Origin of the sequence: Brevibacillus porteri (assembly GCF_003013475.1) — a bacterium.
Classification (GTDB): domain Bacteria; phylum Bacillota; class Bacilli; order Brevibacillales; family Brevibacillaceae; genus Brevibacillus; species Brevibacillus porteri.
In genome coordinates, this window is record NZ_PXZO01000038.1 from 12,551 (window position 1) to 33,920 (window position 21,370).

General features: G+C 49.3%; 18 protein-coding genes and 1 pseudogene. 15 read left to right on the forward strand and 4 right to left on the reverse strand.

The window, feature by feature from the left end; all coding sequences use genetic code 11:
* Positions 1 to 8: 8 nt before the first annotated feature.
* Together C7R92_RS18935 and C7R92_RS18940 are read left to right on the forward strand one after the other, a co-directional pair.
* Positions 9 to 2,018 (forward strand): peptidoglycan D,D-transpeptidase FtsI family protein, encoded by a 2,010-nt coding sequence (locus C7R92_RS18935; RefSeq protein ID WP_106835284.1) that lies wholly within the window; start codon positions 9 to 11, stop codon positions 2,016 to 2,018.
* Between the two features lie 70 nt (positions 2,019 to 2,088).
* Positions 2,089 to 2,268, forward strand: a pseudogene (locus C7R92_RS18940) (iron chelate uptake ABC transporter family permease subunit); the annotation flags it as partial.
* Between the two features lie 240 nt (positions 2,269 to 2,508).
* Here the strand turns inward: C7R92_RS18940 and C7R92_RS18945 are convergent.
* Positions 2,509 to 3,387, reverse strand: a complete 879-nt coding sequence (locus C7R92_RS18945) for a proline iminopeptidase-family hydrolase (protein ID WP_106835285.1) — start codon at positions 3,385 to 3,387, stop codon at positions 2,509 to 2,511.
* 174 nt (positions 3,388 to 3,561) lie between these two features.
* Here C7R92_RS18945 and C7R92_RS18950 point away from each other — a divergent pair, with 174 nt between their 5' ends.
* The 10 genes from C7R92_RS18950 to C7R92_RS18995 all read left to right on the forward strand — a co-directional run bounded on the left by C7R92_RS18950 (position 3,562) and on the right by C7R92_RS18995 (position 14,286).
* The gene (locus C7R92_RS18950; protein WP_106835286.1) at positions 3,562 to 4,467 is read left to right on the forward strand and encodes a hypothetical protein; all 906 of its coding nucleotides are present in this window, start codon (positions 3,562 to 3,564) and stop codon (positions 4,465 to 4,467) included.
* Between the two features lie 27 nt (positions 4,468 to 4,494).
* A complete protein-coding gene (locus C7R92_RS18955) occupies positions 4,495 to 5,952 on the forward strand; it encodes a sensor histidine kinase (RefSeq protein WP_106835287.1) in 1,458 nt (485 codons plus the stop codon).
* Entirely contained in the window at positions 5,949 to 6,644 is a 696-nt protein-coding gene (locus C7R92_RS18960) for a response regulator transcription factor (RefSeq protein WP_106835288.1), read from the forward strand. The genes C7R92_RS18955 and C7R92_RS18960 overlap by 4 nt, the downstream gene beginning before the upstream one ends.
* 180 nt (positions 6,645 to 6,824) lie before the next feature.
* Positions 6,825 to 7,820, forward strand: coding sequence for a beta-ketoacyl-ACP synthase III (locus C7R92_RS18965; protein ID WP_106835289.1), 996 nt, complete (start codon positions 6,825 to 6,827; stop codon positions 7,818 to 7,820).
* On the forward strand, positions 7,810 to 8,985 hold the full coding sequence (locus C7R92_RS18970; RefSeq protein ID WP_106835290.1) for an ATP-grasp domain-containing protein: 1,176 nt from the start codon (positions 7,810 to 7,812) through the stop codon (positions 8,983 to 8,985). The genes C7R92_RS18965 and C7R92_RS18970 overlap by 11 nt, the downstream gene beginning before the upstream one ends.
* 15 nt (positions 8,986 to 9,000) lie before the next feature.
* Complete coding sequence (locus C7R92_RS18975; protein ID WP_106835291.1) at positions 9,001 to 10,002, forward strand: NAD-dependent epimerase/dehydratase family protein; 1,002 nt, start codon at positions 9,001 to 9,003, stop codon at positions 10,000 to 10,002.
* Positions 9,992 to 10,843 (forward strand): MBL fold metallo-hydrolase, encoded by an 852-nt coding sequence (locus C7R92_RS18980; protein ID WP_106835292.1) that lies wholly within the window; start codon positions 9,992 to 9,994, stop codon positions 10,841 to 10,843. The genes C7R92_RS18975 and C7R92_RS18980 overlap by 11 nt, the downstream gene beginning before the upstream one ends.
* Positions 10,831 to 12,165, forward strand: coding sequence for a F390 synthetase-related protein (locus C7R92_RS18985; protein WP_106835293.1), 1,335 nt, complete (start codon positions 10,831 to 10,833; stop codon positions 12,163 to 12,165). The genes C7R92_RS18980 and C7R92_RS18985 overlap by 13 nt, the downstream gene beginning before the upstream one ends.
* The gene (locus C7R92_RS18990; protein ID WP_106835294.1) at positions 12,158 to 13,303 is read left to right on the forward strand and encodes a GNAT family N-acetyltransferase; all 1,146 of its coding nucleotides are present in this window, start codon (positions 12,158 to 12,160) and stop codon (positions 13,301 to 13,303) included. Before C7R92_RS18985 ends, C7R92_RS18990 begins: the two co-directional genes overlap by 8 nt.
* A 95-nt stretch (positions 13,304 to 13,398) precedes the next feature.
* Positions 13,399 to 14,286: a DMT family transporter gene (locus tag C7R92_RS18995; protein ID WP_106835295.1), complete on the forward strand. Its 888-nt coding sequence runs from the start codon at positions 13,399 to 13,401 to the stop codon at positions 14,284 to 14,286.
* Here C7R92_RS18995 and C7R92_RS19000 read toward each other — a convergent pair whose 3' ends face one another.
* On the reverse strand, positions 14,287 to 14,994 hold the full coding sequence (locus tag C7R92_RS19000; protein ID WP_106835296.1) for an ArsR/SmtB family transcription factor: 708 nt from the start codon (positions 14,992 to 14,994) through the stop codon (positions 14,287 to 14,289).
* A 133-nt stretch (positions 14,995 to 15,127) separates the two neighbouring features.
* Between C7R92_RS19000 and C7R92_RS19005 the strand changes: the two genes are divergently transcribed.
* A complete protein-coding gene (locus C7R92_RS19005) occupies positions 15,128 to 15,727 on the forward strand; it encodes a DJ-1/PfpI family protein (RefSeq protein WP_106835297.1) in 600 nt (199 codons plus the stop codon).
* Positions 15,728 to 15,798: 71 nt separating this feature from the next.
* On the opposite strand, the gene C7R92_RS19010 is transcribed toward C7R92_RS19005, so the two are convergent.
* Positions 15,799 to 16,788, reverse strand: a complete 990-nt coding sequence (locus tag C7R92_RS19010) for a M23 family metallopeptidase (RefSeq protein WP_106835298.1) — start codon at positions 16,786 to 16,788, stop codon at positions 15,799 to 15,801.
* Between the two features lie 199 nt (positions 16,789 to 16,987).
* On the opposite strand from C7R92_RS19010, the gene C7R92_RS19015 reads away from it, so the two are divergent.
* The gene (locus C7R92_RS19015; protein ID WP_106835299.1) at positions 16,988 to 17,713 is read left to right on the forward strand and encodes a response regulator transcription factor; all 726 of its coding nucleotides are present in this window, start codon (positions 16,988 to 16,990) and stop codon (positions 17,711 to 17,713) included.
* Positions 17,703 to 19,466 carry a sensor histidine kinase gene (locus tag C7R92_RS19020; protein WP_106835300.1) on the forward strand — a complete coding sequence of 588 codons (1,764 nt, stop codon included), beginning with the start codon at positions 17,703 to 17,705 and terminating at the stop codon, positions 19,464 to 19,466. Before C7R92_RS19015 ends, C7R92_RS19020 begins: the two co-directional genes overlap by 11 nt.
* 89 nt (positions 19,467 to 19,555) lie before the next feature.
* Here C7R92_RS19020 and C7R92_RS19025 read toward each other — a convergent pair whose 3' ends face one another.
* Positions 19,556 to 21,313, reverse strand: a complete 1,758-nt coding sequence (locus tag C7R92_RS19025; RefSeq protein ID WP_106835301.1) for a methyl-accepting chemotaxis protein — start codon at positions 21,311 to 21,313, stop codon at positions 19,556 to 19,558.
* Positions 21,314 to 21,370: the final 57 nt, after the last annotated feature.

The following is a 21,370-nucleotide window of genomic DNA, read 5'->3' on the forward strand; positions in this document are numbered from 1 at the left end:
GAGTAAGGATGAAGGAAGCAAAAAGTGATCGTTTAAAACGACTGCAAATCGTCTATATCGTCGTATTCCTTATGTTTGTGGCAATTATTTTGAGATTAGCGCAAATCCAAATCCAGCAAGGGAGCGATTATGCAAATGAGCTGGCAGACAGATCGTATAAAAAAGATTACATTCCCGCTATGCGAGGAAACATTTATGACCGCAACGGGTATGTCATTGCCGAAAGTCGGCCTTCCCATCTCGCTGTCTTCCGTGAACAAGAGGTCATGGAGAAGAAAGCGTACTTTGTCCTGGTGGAAAAGCTGGAGAAAATACTGAGCCTCGATAAGGCCACGCTGTTAAAAAAGATGGATGTCGGCTATGCCTACGAGAAAGGCAATTATGTGGAAGCGGCACGACAATTGCCGCGCTATTTGGAAAAAGAGCTGAAGGTGGATTTGACAGATAAAGAAATCGCAGTGCTGGGTGAGCATCGCGGCGAATTGCCGGGGATTGAAGTGGTGACAAAACCGATCAGGAAATACGATCCCAAGCAAATCGCCGTACAGGCGGTCGGGTATGTCCGGCCCTTTCATATAGCTGAAAATGTGAAGCTCGCCTCCTACAAGGATGAGATCACGCAGTATTTGCCGAACCAGTTAGTTGGGTTCGATGGAATTGAGCTCTCTTACGAAAAAGAGCTTCGCGGGAGCAATGGGTACCGGATGTATGAGGTCGCAGCAAATCAGACGGTTGTAAAGCAAGTGGAGGAAGTTCCGTCCGTCCCAGGCAATCATGTGTATCTCACCATTGATCAGCGGGTCCAGCTAGATATCCGGGATTCGATCCGAGCGTTTCTTCCAAAGTTGCGTGCAACCATCCCTGAGGCGAGGGCTGCAAAGGGAGCGTACGTCGTGGCAGTCGAGGTCAAGACAGGCAAGGTCGTCGCGATGGTCAGTTATCCGGAATACGATCCAAACGTGTGGATTGAGGGGCCGGATCAAAAAACGTATGACGAGATCAAGCTGGCGGTGACGAATGGTACGATTCGGGAAGCGCCATACGATACGCGGCCATTAACGGGCGAGGCGGCGATTCAGGAGGGCTACAAGCACCCGGGTTCCATTGTGCCGTCAGGGTCTGTCCTCAAGCCGATTACGGTATTGCTTGGTTTGCAGGAAGGTATCATCGCTCCCTCCGATCGTTGGAATGATGGAGGGGTGTATCACTATGGACGTGGAACAGACCGGATTAAGAACGACAGTTCCAAAGCGCATGGCATAATTACACCTGCGATTTCCCTGCAAAAGTCATCGAATACGTACATGGCGAGAATCGGGGAGGAATTGTCCCGCCGAAAAGGAAAAGAGTCAGCGGCCGTGCTGCAATCGTACTATCACGCATTCGGGTTAGGGGTTCAGACTGGCGTGGATTTGCCGAATGAAAACAAGGGCAAAGAAGACTATTTGGTGATGGATGAAAACTATGGACCATTAGCAGCGATGGTGCAAGCTTCCTTCGGGCAGCAAGTTCGGGCAACGACGGTGCAATTGGCACAGTTTGCGGCGACATTAGCGAATAAAGGCGTTCGTTTGCAGCCGCAGATGGTAGATAAGATCACAGACGCAGAAGGAAAACTGGTGAAATCGTACACGCCAAAAACCATGAGTACCTTTCCTCACCCAGATAAATATTGGGACATTCTAGAGCAAGGCATGGTGCTGGTGACGAAGCCAGGGGGGACGGCAGTCCGTGCGTATGAAGGAATGCCGTTTCAGGTAGCTGCAAAGACAGGAACATCTGAGCAAGATATTTATGTACCGGTGACGGTGACAGATGAGAAAACCGGACAGAAAAAGACAAGATGGAAAATGCACCGCCGCATTACGAATGGTGTGAGCATTTCGTATGCCCCAGTCGACGATCCTGTCCTGGCAGTAGCCGTAATCGTTCCTGAGGGTGGTTATGGGGGAAGATCGGCTGCGATCATTTCACGTTCTGTATACGATGTGTATAACAAGCATATCGGAATCAAATAGCCTCCAATCCAATTAAAGAACAACAGCGGCAAGTCTAGGAAGAACTGCACCCCGTCAAGTAGACAGTACAAAGCACACACTTCTTCTCCCAGTCGCTGCTCTGCTCGGTGCTACGCTCATGGTCGCCGCTGATGGGCTAGGCAGATGGCTTTTGCCGCCGATGGAGGTTCCCGTGGGCATCGTGACAGCTGTCATTGGGGCGCCGTATTTCTTGTATTTGATCGGACGAGAGAAAAGAAGAGGAGTATAAAAGAAGGGACCGAATCTTGCAAAAGGACTTGCTTGCCATGAATTTCATCTAAGTGGAGATGCGATGTCCACCTAGATGTTTTTCATCATATTAGGGTTAAACATACTTCATTTCCTTCTTTACTTAAAAAAAGAAGGAGGGCTCGAAGGTTGAAAAAACGGAAAAACGCGCATCGTTCAGCGATACGAAGTCTTTCCGTTTTTTTATATGCCAGGCTAAGCCAGTGAGGCCGCGGCGTTTTTATTTCGTATCTGCTTTTTGCAAAAAGCTGCGGATAACCTGCACGTATTCGTCTGTCTCTTCCAAATAGCCGACATGTGAGCTATTTTCAAAGACATGGAGCTCGGCGTTTGGCACCAGAGACTGATAATATCCTGTCGATTCAGGCGTCGCTTCATCGTAACGGCCACAAACGAACAAGGAAGGGATGTTAATTTGATGTAGCTTTGGTGTGTAGTCGAATGTTTTCAGATTCCCTGTCGGGCAAAACTCAGAAGGTCCCCACATCGTCATGTAAACCTCTTTGTTTGCTTTTGGACGGCTTTCTGTCATGACTGTTGGCATTGGATCAAGGCGGCACACATGGCGCTTATAGTATTCTTTCATGGCATCCTGGTATTCCTGTGAATCAGTTGTGCCCTGCTCTTCGTGTGTGGCAATGGTTTGTTGCACATCCACTGGCAATTGCTCGATTAAACGATCTGCGTCGTGTTTCCAGCGCTCTGCGCTCAGGCATGGGCTGGAGAAGATGATGCTCTGTACCCCTTCCGGCTTAGCATCCACTAAATAGGCTGCTGCTAGCATCGTGCCCCACGAGTGCCCCAGGATGTGAACCTCTTTTAAGCCAAGGGCTTGTCTGATGCAAGCTAGCTCTTCCACAAAGCGTTCGGTTTTCCAAAGAGTCAGATCAGTTGGGCGATCGGAATTTCCTGACCCGAGCTGATCGTAGAAAATGACGGGTCTTTCGTTGGCTAAGACATGAAGTGTTGATTTGAGCGGATCATGCGTATTGCCAGGTCCTCCGTGTAGGACGATCAGAGGCGTGTTCTCCCCTTCGCCGACGCGACTGTACCATACTCTTCCGCCTGGAACTTCAATATAGCCTTCTTGCATGCTCATAGATAATGCCTCCACTTCAGGTTCATGCTGATCTCTTCTTCTTTCAATATAGCATATGAAATTGTTTTTACACTTTTTTTAGAATTGATTTAGAGCGTGTTTAGACCCTCTATTTATCATCACTGGTATAGAAAGCGATGACAGTTGCTTTCGATGAAAATAGGAGGGATCATCATGCGAAAAAAATGGTTAGGTATCGGCTTGTCGGTTGGAGTCACAGGAGCATTGATTTGGGGGTATGGGGCATCAGCGAGTGCGGATAGCACGACGATGGGCGTATATGAATCAGCCCTGCATCAGACGAAGGAAGCGAAAAGCATGACGGCCCACGCGCAGCTATCACTCACAGACAACGGAGCGAAGCTGCTCACACTGGAGGGAGTCGCAAAGATCGATTATAACCAGTACATCGGAAATGTAGATGCGACTTTTACAGACACGCTGGGCGAGAAAAGCATGCAGGCCTTTCTGGAAAAGGATCAAGTTGTGGTTAAAAAAGGGGATAGTAACGTTTATCGGGTCATGGAAAAAATGGATAGAAGACACCAACCAGAAAATGACGCCGATAACAAACGCGGGGCCATGATGCATAAGCTGTTTGCTACGGTATTCGGCGATCTCGGAAAAAACGCGACCGTTGAGAATCTGCCGGATGGAGGCAAGCGTACGTCGCTTCAGCTCTCCGAAACGCAAATTCCGGCATTTATTCAAGCAGCCGGACCTATTCTCTACGATAAGCTCGCCGAACATAGTCAAGAAGCGTCTTCCTCTGAAAACCATCTATCTGTCCAGCTTCCTCACTTGCAAGAGAATTTTCAAGTGGACCAAGTATTGCTGAACGCCAAGATCGACGAAAAAAATCAAATCGAACAGCAATCTGCTGTGGTGCACCTCTCGGGAACGGACGCGTCTGGGAAAGAGCACAAGCTCCAGCTTTCTTTGGATATCCGCTTGTCCGATCTGGGCACGACCACACCTGATCGCATCGATCTTACAGGCAAACAAGTTGAGAAGGTTTCCCGCGAGGACATGAAGAACAAATGGAGAAAAGGCTGGACGAAGCATTCCGATTCGGAGTAAACCATGACTACAAGGGGGTGATGAACCATGTCGATCAAAACAAGACTTTTGCTCTCCTATATTGCCATGATTATTATCCCCCTTGTTTTGTTTGGATTGGTGGCATCGGGATTGGCGAATTACTTTTGGGGGGAACGAGAAGCAGGCAAACCGTTCCTTCGTGATACTCTCAATAAACGAGACGAGTTGTTTGCTGGTGTCACATTCATGGCCAAATACGCTCCCAATCAATTGACGAACCAGAACATGCTAACAGAAACGGATGAGCAGCTACAAGCAGTTGGCGGAGCATTGATACTGACAAAGGACGAAAAAGTACTATTCCTCTCCCAGTCGATTGATAGCGCTGACTTGCCTGACTATTTGCAGGATCAGCCGGATCAGGGGCGCATGCATAGCTGGAAGCAGTTTCAACAGGACGGCTACACGTTTGATACGTACGAGTTTACTTTTGCTGATCAGAGTAAAGGAAAGCTCTACTTCCTCGCGAATTCTTTCCCATTCATGCAGACAGGCATTTATTTTTTTATCACATTGATTCTCAGTCTTCTAACGATTGTGGCGCTGACGAACGGTGTACTAACGTTTCTTGTTTCACGCAGTATCATTCGACCTTTGTACGCATTAAAGCAGGCAGCGAACGAAATGAAAGAAGGCAATCTGGAGCGCCCTGTTCAACTCCATCGCAAAGATGAACTAGGAGAGCTGGGAGAAGCATTTGAAGAGATGCGTGGCAGATTGTATGATTCTATCCACTTGCAGCTTCAGTATGAAGAAAATCGTAAACAACTGATTTCCAGTATTTCGCACGATCTGAAAACACCCATAACAGGAATCAAAGCCTGTGTGGAAGCGGTTCAGGAAGGGATTGCGGACACAGAAGCGAAGCGGGAAAAATATATGAAGATGATTGCCATCAAATCAGAACAGATGAACCGTCTGATTGATGAGCTATTTTTATTCTCGAGACTGGATTTGAACAAGCTTCCCTTTCACTTTGAAGAAGTCGATATGCGAGCATATATGGCACAGTTTACCGAGGAGCTGCGGCTAGATCCGCGGATGAACGGCGTTCCTATTCGCTATGACGAGCATAATGAAAGTCCGATTCCAGTCATGGCTGATCAGGAAAAACTTCATCGCGTGCTTATGAATATCGTGGACAATAGCCTGAAGTACTTGAACAAGGACGAGAAGCTGATCCAATTGGAAGTGGAGAAAGCTGACGGTGAAGTGATTGTGGCGATCTCAGACAATGGGACAGGGATTGAAAAAGAAGCCATGCTCCATATTTTTGACCGTTTTTATCGGGCGGACCCTTCGCGTAATTCGGCCATGGGAGGCAGTGGTCTTGGACTCGCCATCGTCAAACAAATTGTGGAGGGGCACGGTGGTCGTGTTTGGGCGGAGAGCGAAAGCGGACGCGGGACCCGCATTTGTTTTACCTTGCCAGATCTCAAGAGAGCCGGGGGTGACATGGAATGAAACACATTTTAATTATTGAAGATGACACGGTGATCGCAGAGGTGCAAAAGGATTACTTGGAGGCAAACGGCTACTCGGTCGATGTCGCTACTTCCGGGGATACGGGCCTTCAAAAGGCACTGCGAGAGGAGTATGACCTCCTGATTCTAGACCTGATGCTCCCAATCGTGGATGGCTTTGAAATCTGCAAGCAAGTCCGGAAAGCCAAAAATATTCCGATCCTGCTCGTCTCCGCTAAAAAGGAAGACATCGACAAGATCCGTGGTCTGGGTCTAGGAGCCGACGATCATATCAGTAAGCCGTTTAGCTTGGGCGAACTGGTAGCGAGGGTCAAAGCCCATCTAGCCCGTTACGACCGTCTCGTCTCCGATTCCAAACCGCGTACGGCAAAAGAGGAGATCAGGCTTCGTGGGATTCGCATCGACAAGCTGGCGCGGAGGGTTTATATCAATGGAAACGAAGTAGCTTTCACTTCCAAGGAATACGACCTCCTGCTCTTTTTGGTAACCCACCCGAACTGGGTATTTAGCAAAACGGAACTGTTTGAAAAAATCTGGGGTCTCGATTCCTACGGGGATATCGCGACGGTGACGGTGCATATCAGCAAGCTGCGGGAAAAAATAGAAAGCGATCCGGCTAAGCCACAATACATCGAGACGGTGTGGGGTGTCGGTTATCGATTTTTACTATAAATAGGTGGAAACGAGTGAACTATCTTTTGTGAGAGCAATAAAGAAATACTGCATACGTAAACACTTGGGTATTTCGTACCAAGTGTTTATTCTGTTTACCAAAAATCGACAAACTTAGGTAAAATAAATGGCAGATGTCGAATAGTGTGTGAGTAACGCGAGCTAAGGGAGACACAGATCATGGAGAGAAAAATCAAAATCCTCGGAACAGGGAAATACTTGCCCACTCGGCGTGTGACAGCAGCAGAACTGGAAGAAAAGCTGGGACTTGCGGCTGGATGGGTAGAGAAAAAGTCCGGGGTTAGCGTCAGGCATTTTGTAACGAATGAAACGGCAGCACAGATGGGAGCCATCGCTGCTAGGCGTGCTTTGGAAGCGGCGGGCCTCTCTCTTCACGATATCGATTGTATCGTATGTGCAAGCGGGACGGCGCAACAGGAAATCCCATGCACGGCTGCCTTGATTCAGGAAGAGCTTCAACTAAGCAAAACAGGTATTCCTTGCTTTGATATAAATGCGACATGCCTTAGCTTCGTCACTGCGCTGGATGTGATGTCGTGCCAGATGGCGGTTGGTATTTACGAGCGAGTCTTGATTATTTCATCTGAGATATCTTCCGCAGGTTTGAATTGGGAGCAAAAAGAGAGTTGTGTGTTGTTCGGAGATGGAGCTGCGGCTGTTGTCATCGGCAGGACGCCTGAAACAGAAAGCTCCCGCATCTTGGGTTCAAGTATGAAAACATACAGTGAAGGGGCGCACTATTCCGAAATAAGGGGTGGCGGTACGCTGATCCACCCGAGCCAATTTGCGCAAGGAAGAGAAGCAGACTTTGCATTTGATATGGACGGAAGGAAAATTTTTCGCCTGACCTCACAGTTGATTACCGGATTTGTGGATCGCTTGCTGTCCGGAGCCTCCGTAGCCAAGGAGCAAATTCGTACAGTCATTCCTCATCAGGCCAGTGGGATGGCGATGCGGATCATGGCAGGCAAGCTCGGTTTTAGCGACCAGCAAATGGTGAACATTCTAGCAGAGCATGGCAATGTCATCGCAGCTTCCATTCCAATGGCGCTGCATGAAGCGATTGGGCAGAATCGGGTACAGAGAGGGGATCACCTGATGCTGTTGGGCACATCTGCCGGCTTGTCTCTCGGAGGAATTGTGCTTGAATACTAAACAAGCAGTCTTGCTGACAGGAGGACGAGCTCCAGCTACGTTAGAGCTAGCGCGTTTGCTGGGTTCTGTGGGACATCGAGTCATTGTAGCGGAGAGTGCGCGGCGACATTTATGCCAGCACTCTCGTTATGTAGAGCGCTCCTACCAAGTGCCTCCTCCCCGTCAGCAGCCCGATGCTTATATTGAAAAGCTGTGCGAAATCATGCAGCGTGAGCGTATCGATCTGTTGATCCCGACTTGTGAAGAGATATTCTACGTCTCGCGCGGGCGGGATCGCTTGCTTGACTTTGGTGAAGTGCTTGTAGAAGGTATCGAGGTACTGCGTTCGTTGCACGACAAATGGCTTTTTGCCGAAATGGCGCGCGAGGTGGGAGCACTGGTTCCAGAGACGGTTCGAGTCCAATCTCCTGCTCAACTGCGGGAGGCCATGCTACAAGCAAGGGGGCCTTTTGTGCTGAAGCCCGTCTATTCGCGCTTTGCCGCTCATGTACAGATCGTGGCAGACCCGTCCTTTGCGGCAGGGCAGTCTATGCTACCCGAACCGACAGTTGGGCAGCCATGGCTAGTCCAACAGTTTATAAAAGGGAAACAGGTGTGCAGCTACGCCGTTGCTCAGGATGGGCAGCTCGCCTTGTACGCCGATTACGAAACAACACATACAGCAGGGCAAGGTGCCTCGATTCACTTCGCCTATTCAGCCCATCCACAGGTAAGAGAATTTGTTAGTCGCTTCGTGCAACGGCATAAGTTAAGCGGACAAATCGCGTTTGATTTCATTGAGAATGAGCAGGGAGAGCTATACGTGATCGAATGCAATCCACGCCTGACAAGCGGTGTGCATTTGTTTACAGGACAGCAAGAGGCTGCGACTGCTTACTTTTCTGATCGGGGAAAAACCGTTGTCCCTGCTGGAAAACAAGCTTGCATGCTAGGGATGGCAATGCTGACATACGGCCTTGCTGGCATGACGAATGGCAAGAAGGCAAAGCGTTGGGTGAAAGACCTGCTTTCTGCGAGGGATGTACTGTTTAGGCGGGATGATCCACGGCCTTTTTTTGATCAGTTCTCCATGCTGGCAGATTTGGCTTGGCAGAGTTTTCGAACGAGAAAAAGCATGATCGCTTGTAGTACGAGCGATATCGAATGGAACGGAGAAGAGTCGTAAGGACGTGAGGAAGAAATGAACAAGCGAGTGCTAGTAACAGGGGCGACAGGGTTTCTCGGACAGAAGCTGGCCACGCGACTGCATGAAATGGGCTATGAGGTGACAGCGCAAGGACGAGACGAGCGAATCGGCCGGGAATTGCAGGAGCAGGGCATTCGATTCCTTCGGGCAGACCTAAGAGATAGAGAAGCCATGCTGAAGGCTTGCCGCGATCAGGACATCGTGCATCACGCGGCTGCTTTTTCCTCCCCGTGGGGAACGTACCGTGACATGTACGAGACGAATGTGACAGGAACCATTCATGTCATCGATGGCTGCAAGCAACACGGCATAGAGCGTCTGGTCCATGTATCGACGCCGAGTATTTATTTTGCTTTTGACGACAAGCTGGGTATCCGCGAAGATGAGCCGATGCCCGTACGGTTTGCTAATACATACGCACAGACCAAATACCAGGCGGAGCTGGAAGTCGACAAGGCGTTTCTTGCAGGGCTTCCGACGATAACGATTCGTCCTCGGGCCTTGTTTGGCCCTGGGGACAATGCCATTCTTCCCAGATTAATCCGCGCCAATGAAAAGAAATTCGTTCCGCTGATCGACGGAGGCAAGGCGATCATTGATTTGACGTATGTGGAAAATGTCGTGGACGCGCTGATCTTGTGCATGGATTCTCCAGCATACACATTGGGACAGGCTTACAACATTACAAATGGGGAACCAGTGACGATGATTGAGGTGTTGTCAGATGTGTTTCGTCGCTTGGGAGTTCCACTGAAAACGCGCGAGCTGCCATATTGGAAGGCGTATGCGGCAGCATGGGTACTGGAGACACTCTCCAAGACCGTTTTGGGCTATCGAGAGCCGGTTTTGACGCGTTACTCGGTAGGCGTGCTCGCCAAATCACAAACCCTGGACATCTCAAAGGCGAAGCGCGATCTGGGCTATGAACCGCGGGTGAGCATTGCCCGTGGCATCGAGACGTTTACAGATTGGTGGAGGACGCATGATGGACGTTAAACTAACGCTGATGGACACGGGCTACTGCCAGCAGCTCGAGATGTTTTCCCGAAAAGGCGGCAGGATGAAAAACATTCCGTTTCACGCCATCGCAGGGCTTATCGAGCATCCCGTCCACGGCTTGCTGCTCTTTGATACGGGCTATTCACAGCGCTTTTTTGAAGCCACGAGCAAGCTTCCTTATTCGCTATACGGCAAAATAACGCCGGTATTCTCTGAGGCACACGAGAGTATTTCTGAGCAGCTCGCAGCACGTGGAATCAAAACGACAGACATAGCGGGTATTTTTATTTCCCATTTTCATGCGGATCATATTGGCGGTTTGCGCGATTTTCCGCATGCGCGACTATACTGCTTTGAGAGTGCCTACAACCACGTAAAGGGAAAGACGGGGTGGGCAGCACTACGGGAGGCGTATTTGCCTGATTTGATGCCTGACGATTTCGAAGAACGGGTGACTTTCATTGATCTGGGAGGGCTAGTGGCATTGCCAGAGGCTTACGCGCCATACGCCGAAGGCTATGATTTATTTGCGGATCAGAGTCTGTACATCGTCGATCTGAACGGACATGCAATCGGGCAGTTTGGTGTGTTCCTGCGCGATCGGGATCATGGGGATGTATTTTTGTGTGCGGATGCCGCTTGGTCGAGTGAAGCCTATCTCGGCAATTTGTTGCCTCACCCGCTGGCTAGGTTGATCATGGCGGATCGACAGGCGTATCGCGAGCATTTGCACAAGCTGCATGTGCTATCCCGCCAACGTCCCGACATGAAAATCATGCCAACACACTGCAGGGAAGTCTGGCAGGCCAGCAGAGGAGAGTTCACATGGAGATCATGACGCTCTTGAAGCAATATGTAAAAACGAAGTGGCTTGCCCGTCGTTTTTCCTCGCGTGAGCAGCTGGTGAAATGGCAAGAAGCGCAGGTCAGAGCGATGTTGTCTCGCATTTTGCCAGCTTCTCCTTTTTACCGAAAAAGATTGGGAGCGCCAGAACAATGGAGACAGATGGAGCCGATTGATAAAAAGTACATGATGGACCATTTTGACGAGTTGAATACGTGCGGAATCAAGAAGGAAGAAGCATTTGCGATTGGACTGAAAGCAGAAACGACACGCGATTTCACTTCCCAATTAAACGGTGTGACCGTAGGACTATCTTCTGGGACATCTGGTAATCGCGGGCTTTTTCTCGTGGGACCGCAGGAGCAGGCGAAATGGGCAGGGGTGATTTTGGCGAAAGCACTGCCTGGTCAGCTATGGTCGACACAGCGGATTGCTTTTTTCTTGCGAGCGAATAGCAACCTGTATACGGCGGTCAACAGGCGTCGCATTCAATTCTCGTTCTTCGATCTGCAAATACCGCTCGATCAGCACCTTGATCACCTGAATCAGTATCAGCCGTCGGTGTTGGTTGCGCCCGCCTCGATGTTGAGAATGCTCGCGACTGCCCAGCGTCAAGGGAAATTGCGGATATCTCCGATCAAGGTGATCTCGGTGGCAGAAGTGCTGGACCCGTTGGATCAAACATACATCGCAGAAGTGTTCGGGCAGATCGTGCATCAAATTTATCAATGCACAGAAGGGCTGCTTGCGGTGAGCTGCTCACACGGGACATTGCATATCAATGAAGACATCGTGGTGGTGGAAAAGGAGTATCTCGATGAGCAAAAGGAGCGTTTCTTTCCGATCATCACAGATTTTTCCCGGGCGACACAGCCGATTATCCGTTATCGTTTGAACGACATTTTGACGGAAAAACGTACGCCATGTCCGTGCGGCTCTGTGTTTATGGCGCTGGAATCGATTGAGGGCAGGGCAGATGATATGTTTGTTTTTCGCCATGAAACGGAAGCCCGATGGGTATCGGTCTTTCCTGATTTCATCCGCCGTGCCGTCATTACCTCGTCTGATGCGATAGAAGAGTATACGGTACGGCAGCTAAGCTACGAGCAAGTGGAGGTAGCACTGCTCATGCAGGATGGAGACGGACCGTCCACGCAAGAGCAGGAGCGAGTACGCCAAGGTCTGGAGCGAGTCATTGCCGATCAGCAAGGACAATTGCCTGCGATTGTGTTTGCACCGTACGAGTTGAATCTCGGTACGAAAAAATTGCGGCGGGTAGAGAGGATGTTTATTCAAGGTGAGCAGGCCATTGATTGAATGGTATGAAGGGACCTCGGATGGGCAAATCCCTTGGGAACAGGCGCAGGATGCCGACTACGTCAAAAGCTATTTGTTGCCCATGATGACGGAACAACCATCCCGCTATGTGCAAAATGTACAGACGCGGATGCATGCACTCCGTGTAGGTGATCGGATCATGCCTGTAACGGTGAACGATACCGAGTACGACAATTCGTATGTCAGTTCGGTGTTTACCCATTACGTGACGTACGCGAAGGAAGAGCTAAGTATGCTCGATTCAGGGGTGCTTAGGCGGGTATTGTCGACTGTAATCACAGGGCTTGGACGCTGGATGAAAAAAAGCCAATGCAACCAAATGGTCATCGTCAACAATTGGCTGTTATCGACAAATCTGTATCATGATGTGCGTGCAGATGAAGTGAAGAACATTACGGAAAACGGCATCCAAAAGTTCCCCGGTCATATTATCGCATTTCGATCTGTTTGTCGCAGGCTATATCCGGATTTCCACAAGGGACTCGTAGAGAAGGGCTATCTCATGGTTCCCAGTCGCTACGTCTACCTGTTCCACCCAGATTGGCCAGCGCAGGGCAAGTGGCGGGTTCGCAATACGCTCAATCGCGATCGGAAAATGCTTGCCAAATCCGGCTATCGCATCCTGCGTCATGAGGAGCTGGGAGAACAGCATGTCGAGCGAATCGTTGCTTTATATAACGCGCTGTATCTGGATAAATACTCCCAGCATAATCCACAGTTTTCGGTGGAGTTCGTCCGACTGGCGATGCAAAAGAGGACATTGACCCTCATCGGCTTGGAAAAAGACGGACGGTTGGACGGCATTCTTGGCTATTTTGAGCGAAATGGTGTGATGACGACGCCGCTATTCGGCTATGATACGACGCTTCCCAAAGAGACCGGGCTGTATCGGATGCTGTCGTGCCTCTTGGTACAAGAAGCAGAGAGCAAGGGCATCCTGCTCCATCAAAGTGCGGGCGTAGGTGCTTTCAAAGCAGACAGGGGAGCCGAGGGGGAACCGGAATATACAGCGGTGTATGTCAAACATTTGCCGTATTATCGTCAAACGGTCTGGAAGGTGCTCGCTGTTTTGCTGAATCAAATCGGGATCAAAATGGTAGAGAAGTACCGACTGTAAACCATTTGCACACTTCGACCCTCATCGAACTAACCGTCAGGTACACTACATGTAAGTAGAAACAAGTAGCTTGCCTGAAACGGGGGAACAACGCCATGAATCGAATTTTGTTCGGGATACTTGTCGTCGTGACGACATCATTGATGGGCTCGTCTTTTGCGGTGGGGAAAATTGGATTGGCCTATTTTTCACCATTGCTGCTGGTAGGACTGCGTTTTACGTTAGCAGGACTGATCATGGGAGCGTGGGTATGGAAAAAGCCGCTTCCGAAGTCGGCGGGTGACTGGGGGAAGCTATGTTTGATCGGATTTTTGCAGACGGCCGCCGTCATGGGATGTATCTTTTTGAGTCTGCGTACAATTACAGCAGGTGAATCCTCGATCCTGACGTTTATGAACCCACTGCTCGTGGTCATATGGGGAACGTTGTTTCTAGGAATATCTTATCGGTTGACGCAATGGATGGGCGTTCTGATTGGATTGTTTGGGGTGTTCATCACGCTTGGCTTCCATCTGCAATGGGAGACTGGGACGTTGTTCGGCATCGGGTCCGCCCTTGCGTGGTCAATTGCTACGATTCTCGTCAAAAAGTGGGGAGTCCGCTTCAATGTGTGGGTGATGACTGCCTATCAGATGTTGTTCGGAGGAATTCTTCTCCTTGTTATGGGGTTCACGCTGGAAACGCCGAAGCTGATTGTGACACCGACCGCTGTGTTCGTCGTCCTTTGGCTCGCGATTATGGCTTCCATTGTGCAGTTTGCGACGTGGTTTTACTTGCTGAATCACGGAGATCCGGGCAGGACGAGTGCTTTCTTGTTCCTCGCTCCGTTCTTCGGTGTTTTGTCGGGGTGGTTGCTGCTCGGTGAGGTCGTGCAATGGCATGTGTATATGGGCGGATTGTTGATTTTCGCAGGGATTTTCCTGGTGAATTGGACGTTTGCTCCGCGAAGGCAAATGAGTGAAAAAGCACAGCTGGCAGAGTAGCTAGCTGTGCTTTTTGCATTCATCCACATGCAGTCCGAACTCGGTCATAAATCCAGAGCTGCCTAACGGCGTGACACGGACTGCTCTCCCTCCCGGCACTCGCTCGATCCAGCCAAGCTCAAAAAATCGGTTAGTGAGTGAGGCCCCGAGGCTGCCTGCCAAGTGGTGGCGACGCTCGCTCCAATCCAAACACGGACGGGCAAAACGACGCCTGCTCTTCGGCTTGGGCTGAAGGTCTACGCCGAGTGATTGTAGCTTGTTTTTTCCCGCTTCACTGAGCATGTAGTCTTGACCGGATGCTTCAATCAACTGCAATTCCAACATTCTCTGCGTCAGGGCAACGCCCACTTCGCCTGCGAGATGGTCGTAGCAGGTGCGAGCATAGCGGATGGCTCGCAATTGGTCGGACTCGCGCAAGGAACGAACCGGCTTAGGTGCAGCGATAGTCATTAACGATTCCATGGCTTGGGCGACTTCGGGGTTGGCTAGGCGATAGTAGCGATGTCGGCCATGCGATTCGCTGACCAAAAGACCGCCTTCCACCAGCTTTGCCAAATGCGTGCTTGCCGTTTGGGGGGTGACTTTTGCGTTTCGGGCGAGTTCACTGGCGGGGAGTGCCTTACCGTTCATCAGGCTGACCAGGATGGAGACGCGGGATGGTTCTCCTATGAGAGATGCGACCTCTATAATATTCGGACTGGTACTCATCAGACAGTGGACCTCCTCATCCTTTTTCTCTTCTTACCCATGACTCTAGCAGATTCTTACAGTGAAAAAAACAAGAGATGTTCCGTAAAAAGTTTTTGTAAAATATATCCAAACAAGGATGGGGGAGATCTACATGGAGACCAAGCAATGGCGAGTAGGAATTTTTTTGTTTGACGATGTGGAGGTGTTGGATTTTGCAGGTCCGTTTGAAGTATTCTCGGTGACATCTATGGAAAATGGCAGCCATATACCTTTTCGTGTAAAAACGGTATCGGAAAAAGGGAACATGATTCAAACGCTAAATGGTCTAAAGGTTCAACCTGATTACAGTTTTGCCAATATGCCTGTTTTTGATATTCTCATCATTCCTGGTGGGATAGGTGCGAGGGAACGAGAAGTACATAATGAACAAGTAATCAACTGGATTCGTGAACAAATGCAGCAGGTGGAGCTGATGGCCTCTGTCTGCACAGGAGCTTTTTTACTTGCCAAAGCAGGCATATTATCGGGCAAAAAAGCAACGACCCATTGGGCCAGTCTCGATCGAATGGAAAAGGAATTTCCAGAAGTCGTTGTGCAAAAAGGAGTAAAATTCGTGGATGAAGGAAATATCGTGACATCTGCTGGGATCTCAGCGGGTATCAATATGTCTTTTCATATCATCAAACGATTAGTAGGCGCGGAAGTAGCAGAACAGACTGCGAAGATAATGGAGTATGATATTGTCCTCTAAATGAAAGCGGCAGTCCATCTTTTTGGATACAAGAAAAAGGGATGGACTGCCACTGATGAACAGCTATACGATCATTTCGCGGTAATGCTTTCGCCTTGACGCGGATTCAATCCGTTCTCCCATTGCACGCGAATGGATTTGCTGTTGAACAAATCTTTGCCGTCAGAAACCTGATAATGCAGATGAGGCTCGCTGGAATTACCAGAGTTGCCGCATACCCCAAGCAAATCCCCTTTCTTCACATGATCGCCAACCTTTACCTTGGCGGAGCCTTCCTTCAAATGGGCGAAGTAGCTGAATTCTCCGTTGCCATGATCGAGGATGACGACGTTGCCAGCGGGCTGCTGCGCGTTCATCGCTCCGACAGGGACATTATCCTTGATATCAGTGATGACATGCACGACGGTTCCTGCCTGCGGTGCGAGTATTTCTTGCCCGAATGCGAAATAGCTCTCGTTTTTCGCAGGATCACCTTTATAGGATAATCCGTCTTTGACCTGAATCAGATCGTATGCATAGCGTTGACTTTCCACCTCGTAGTGATAGTTTGAAAGGACATTCTGACCTCCCCAGAACACATACCACTCACCTGTAAACGGGGCACTATACGCCAGCTTTGTCAAAGCATTGTCGGTGTCAGGGTAGCTTTGCAATGGCTTAAATAATACGCCTGTAATGATCCCTTTTTCATCCGTCGTAAGGACGAGACCCCGTTTGGCGTCCTGATCCACCCAGGTATCATAATAGCTGCCGTTTACGTACGTGTGGGAATGGTGATTCCACGACTTCAACCCCTTGCTAAAAGCAGTATACCCTTCTACAAATTGTGCTTTTGAAACCTGCTGTTTGAATGACGAGCTTGTTTGCTCATACACATCCTCTATTTTTCCGTTATGGAGAGCTTGCACAAAAGATTCCGTTTTAACCGTCATCGACTTTGCACCTTCTTCTTTCTTTGTGGGGGATTCAGTAGTAGAGGGTATTGCGGTTGCTTCTGATTGCACAGCACATCCTGTCAACAGAATTGCTCCTACACCGAGTGAAATCCAAACTTTTTTCATGTTGCCACTCCTATCTTGTTTTAAGCGCTAGCTCTATTATAGAAAGCCACTCTTATCGGACATGAAACGCTACCTTACAGGATGCTTAAATCGAACGTACGCAAAATTATGATTCCGTTAAGGTTGTTGTGGACGCGCGCTGACACTACGCATGATAAAATGGAGGATAACGCAAAAGCGCAAAAGGAGCGAAGTGATCGTGAAAGATGCAACTATCCTTCTCGTGGACGATGAGCAAGCCATTCTCCAATTGCTTGAGACCGTACTGCACAAAGAAGGATTCCACTCGATCGACAAGGTGAAAACGTCTGAGGAGGCGCTCTGTGCATGCGAACGAAAAGGCTATGACCTGATCGTCTTGGACGTAACGCTTCCGAACATGAGCGGCATAGAAGCATGTCCATTCATCCGCCGTCTGACTGATGCGCCGATTTTGTTCCTGAGTGCGAGAGATACCGATTTTGACAAGCTGACCGGATTTGCCGTTGGTGGGGATGATTACGTGACGAAGCCGTTTAATCCGATGGAAATTGTCGCACGTATCAAGGCATTGCTTCGCCGTACGCGCAAACTGAACCCGGTCGTACCGACAGCACCCGTTCAAGGGGTCTATGATTTTGGTCGTTTTCAAGTCTATGAAGCAGCAGGGGAGCTCTATGTGGAGGGGAAAGTCATTCCTTGTCCGTCCCTTGTTTTTCAACTGTTGCTATTTTTGTGTAAAAATCCGAATCGGATATATTCGAAAAGCGAGCTGTACGAACGAGTATGGGGCGTGAATAGCTTACGTGATGACAACACCATCATGGTACATATCCATCGGATTCGGGAGCGCATCGAGCCCGATCCAGCGCAACCGGAGTTTTTGGTGAACGTCAGGGGACTCGGGTACAAAATGGTGAAAAAGGGCCTTCCTTATGAATATTAAGAGCAGAATCGCGCTCCATCTGATCATGTGGCTGGTGCTGGTTGGCCTCATCCTCTTTGTGTTAGCCGGGTTTACGTTATATTGGACGCTTGAAGAAATGACAAAGGTACAGTCCTCACGTGAATTTGAGAGTGTCGGCTTGCAGCGGCTGATCCAGACCATTGAAGTAGAGGGAGAGGATGTACGTTTTAACCCGAAGCTGTTGGAGAAGGTGCGAGAAAGCGGAGGGTGGCTTCAGCGGATTGATGAAAAGGGTTATGTCACCGACTCTTTCTTTACCCCGCCTGACGTACCCAGTTATTACGGTCCTGGTCAATTAACGGCTTATTGGCTCCGAAAAAGCCCGTTTCCGTATCGGTTATCGTTATGGATACAGGAAAAAGACGGCGTGGTACACACCTTGCTGTATGGGATGACGAACCGCGATGACGATTTCTTGCAGCAGATGATTAAGGTGGCTGAGCTTAAAAATAGCGAGATCATGCTTCCTCTAAGCACCCAAAACCAATTGAAGAGTAAAGAGGGCTGGGTACAGCTCCTGGACCCGAAGGGAGCAGAGCTGGCTTCATTCAATAAGCCTGCAAAAGCGATCAAGGATTTCTCTGTGGAAGAGCTGGCGCTACGCTCGATATACCCGGATCGCTACGGAGCAACAATCGTATCGCACTATGATCAAAAAAGCGGCCAAACCTGGGTACTCAGTTATCCGTTGCCAGGAACGACTCCCGGGGAAGAACCGCTATTGACACCGGAAAGTAAGGCCCTTTTCATCGGAATGGGCATGCTGCTCTTATCGGCGATGTTCGTCTTCGGGATTGTGTCCTACTTGTTCGGACAGCGATTTGGCGCACCGATTGTTCACGTATTACGGTGGCTGACCTTTCTGCGTGGAGGAAAGTACGAGGAGCCTGCCAATGCGGATGGTGTTCCACTCAGCCAAGACAAGCGAGGGAAGAGAAAGCGCAAATATCGTATCTACCAAGATGTGATTGACTCGATGGATTCCTTGTCACAAACGCTTTACCGCAACGAAAAGCTGCGCCAAGAAACGGAGCAATTGAGAAATGAGTGGATCGCAGGCGTTTCTCATGATCTAAAAACGCCGTTGTCCTCTGTCAAAGGATACGCGCATCTGTTAGGAAATGCTGAGTATACGTGGACGACAGAAGAGGTACATACTTTCGCGAAAATTATTTTGGACAAGTCAGCGTATATGGAAGACTTGATCAACGATTTGGCGCTGACGTATCGATTGAGGAACGGACAAGGAGCTCCTACAGTCGAGCTCGTTGACCTGAATGGTTGCACGGCTGAAGCCATTACGGAAGCAGCCAAACATCCCTTGTACCCGGAAGGCTGCATCCGGTTTACCCCCTCTGCCGAGCCTGTTTACATGCTCATCTACAAGCCTTGGTTTCAGCGAATCGTGGATAATCTGGTTGCCAATGCCTTGATTCATAATGACAGCGGTACAATTGTATCCATCAGCGTACAGGCTGTCGAGCCATCAACAGTTGTGCTCATTTTTAGCGACAATGGTAGTGGGATGGATGAAGAAACAGCAGATCGACTATTTGAGAGGTATTATCGTGGCACAGACACCGAGTCCAGGACGGAAGGCTCTGGTCTTGGGATGGTCATTACTAAAGCATTAGTGGAAGCGTTTGGTGGTTCCCTCGAAGTGAAAACGGCTGTCGGGCAGGGGACGACGATTGCGATTACGTGGGAAGCGGAGCAACCGCCTCGGGCTTAAATAGGTTTTGATGGAGAAGAAAAGGCTGCGTTTTGCGAGGTCAGGGTTGACCAGCAAAGGCAGCCTTTTTCGTTTGCAAGATTATATGGTTACACCTTAAATTGCTGAATCGATTCATGCAGCTCGTCTGCCATTTTTGACAAGGAAGCAGCAGAAGACGAAATTTCCTCCATAGAGGCTAATTGTTGTTCAGCAGCAGCGGAAATGTTTTGTGTTCCGAAAGCCGTTGTCTCAGCAGTGGAGGCAATAGTTTCAATGGAATGGACAGCTTGCTCTGCTCCGGTCGTCATGTGATGAGTGGCTGTGGTCACTTGCTGAATTTGACGTGCTACTTCTGTCGTTCCAGACAAAATTTCCTGGAAGGCCTTGCTGGCTTCATGTACGACTTCGATTCCAGCCGAAACCTCAGATGTCGTCGTTTCCATCACGTATACGGCTTTGTTCGTATCGACTTGAATCGCGCTAATGAGATCTTTAATCTGCTGAGTAGATTTTGCTGATTGCTCGGCCAAGATACGTACTTCATTGGCAACGACAGCAAATCCACGTCCATGCTCTCCAGCACGGGCCGCTTCGATTGCAGCGTTTAGCGCCAACAGGTTCGTTTGTTCAGCAATCGAGGTGATGACCTCAACAATTTTACTGATTTCCGAAGAGCGGTGACCAAGCATTTTGATTGAATCTGCCAACTCAAGAACAGTAGTGCTGATGGAATTCATTTGAGCGATGGCACCGTCAATCGCTTGATTTCCGCTTGAGACCAACATGTTCGCTGTATCGACTGTCAGAGACACTTGTTCGCTACTGGATGCAATTTGTTGCAGACGCGAAGACATGTCGTTGATCGTTTTGACCGTTCCATCGATCGTTTTGGACTGATCCTCTGCTCCGAGGGCGATCTCTTGCATCGTGACGGCAATTTGCTCGGTTGCCTTGCTCGTCTGTTCTGCACTCGCCGTCAGCTCCTCAGAGGTAGAAGCGACATGCAGAGAGCTGATGCGGACATGAGAAATGAGCTGGCGCAAATTCTCTGTCATATGGGTCACGTCATGTACCAATTGCCCAATTTCATCACGGTTTTTTATCACGATGTCTTTCCCTGATAGATCACCACCGGCAATTTCTTTCACGCGCTCAGCAACCAAGGAGATGGGCTTGGAAATGAACCCGGAGGCATACCATGAGACGACGAATCCGACGATCAAGGAGATTCCCAGCACGATCATCAAATCAGACAGCACTTCTTCGGCAGGGGCATTGAAGTCTTCCATGTAGCTGCTGGCGCTTACGATCCATCCCCAGTGAGGGTCTAGTTTGGAGTAGGCGATTTTTGGATAGAGAACATCTGGCTCCGTTGGCTTCAACCACTGATAGTATGTAAAGCCGCCACCTTCCTGACCGCGCTTAATCATTTCTTGGGTAAAAAAGATACCGTCAGAATCTTTTGCATCCCACTGATTCTTCCCCTCAATCGAAGGAGAGGCCAGCATGACACCTTTCTCATCCAGAACGAACATGTATCCACTAGCACCAGTATCGATATTTTTGTTAATCGAGCGGGTTCCATCCGATTGCTTAGGTCCGAGGATGTGAATTTTTACTTGCTCTTGTGCATCTTCTTTGCTGATTTTTCCAGCTTCGACTTGTTTCTGGAGAACATCAATCATTTCAATCGTCAAGTTCACGTTGTTTTTTAAGATGCGGCTGCCCATATCGTCCAAGCTGTAGCTTGCAGAATAATAGCCCTGAATTCCAATGTTAAGGCAAGGAATCGCCATTAGCAGGAGACATAACAGGATGAGTTTGGTACGAAGAGAGCTTGAACGGGAGAACTTGGCTGTTTTCATAAAGAACACCTCGTTGGTCCATAGTATTTGATCTAGAAAAGAAAACACCAAGATGAT

Bases quoted from the DNA above. Each gene is read 5' to 3' on its own strand.
- C7R92_RS18985 (WP_106835293.1), top strand. From the start codon at position 10,831: ATGGAGATCATGACGCTCTTGAAGCAATATGTAAAAACGAAGTGGCTT.
- C7R92_RS18980 (WP_106835292.1), top strand. From the start codon at position 9,992: ATGGACGTTAAACTAACGCTGATGGACACGGGCTACTGCCAGCAGCTC.
- C7R92_RS19010 (WP_106835298.1), bottom strand. From the start codon at position 16,788: ATGAAAAAAGTTTGGATTTCACTCGGTGTAGGAGCAATTCTGTTGACA.
- C7R92_RS18955 (WP_106835287.1), top strand. From the start codon at position 4,495: ATGTCGATCAAAACAAGACTTTTGCTCTCCTATATTGCCATGATTATT.
- C7R92_RS18945 (WP_106835285.1), bottom strand. From the start codon at position 3,387: ATGAGCATGCAAGAAGGCTATATTGAAGTTCCAGGCGGAAGAGTATGG.
- C7R92_RS19025 (WP_106835301.1), bottom strand. From the start codon at position 21,313: ATGAAAACAGCCAAGTTCTCCCGTTCAAGCTCTCTTCGTACCAAACTC.
- C7R92_RS19005 (WP_106835297.1), top strand. From the start codon at position 15,128: ATGGAGACCAAGCAATGGCGAGTAGGAATTTTTTTGTTTGACGATGTG.
- C7R92_RS18950 (WP_106835286.1), top strand. From the start codon at position 3,562: ATGCGAAAAAAATGGTTAGGTATCGGCTTGTCGGTTGGAGTCACAGGA.
- C7R92_RS19000 (WP_106835296.1), bottom strand. From the start codon at position 14,994: ATGAGTACCAGTCCGAATATTATAGAGGTCGCATCTCTCATAGGAGAA.
- C7R92_RS18995 (WP_106835295.1), top strand. From the start codon at position 13,399: ATGAATCGAATTTTGTTCGGGATACTTGTCGTCGTGACGACATCATTG.
- C7R92_RS19020 (WP_106835300.1), top strand. From the start codon at position 17,703: ATGAATATTAAGAGCAGAATCGCGCTCCATCTGATCATGTGGCTGGTG.
- C7R92_RS18965 (WP_106835289.1), top strand. From the start codon at position 6,825: ATGGAGAGAAAAATCAAAATCCTCGGAACAGGGAAATACTTGCCCACT.
- C7R92_RS18960 (WP_106835288.1), top strand. From the start codon at position 5,949: ATGAAACACATTTTAATTATTGAAGATGACACGGTGATCGCAGAGGTG.
- C7R92_RS18935 (WP_106835284.1), top strand. From the start codon at position 9: ATGAAGGAAGCAAAAAGTGATCGTTTAAAACGACTGCAAATCGTCTAT.
- C7R92_RS18975 (WP_106835291.1), top strand. From the start codon at position 9,001: ATGAACAAGCGAGTGCTAGTAACAGGGGCGACAGGGTTTCTCGGACAG.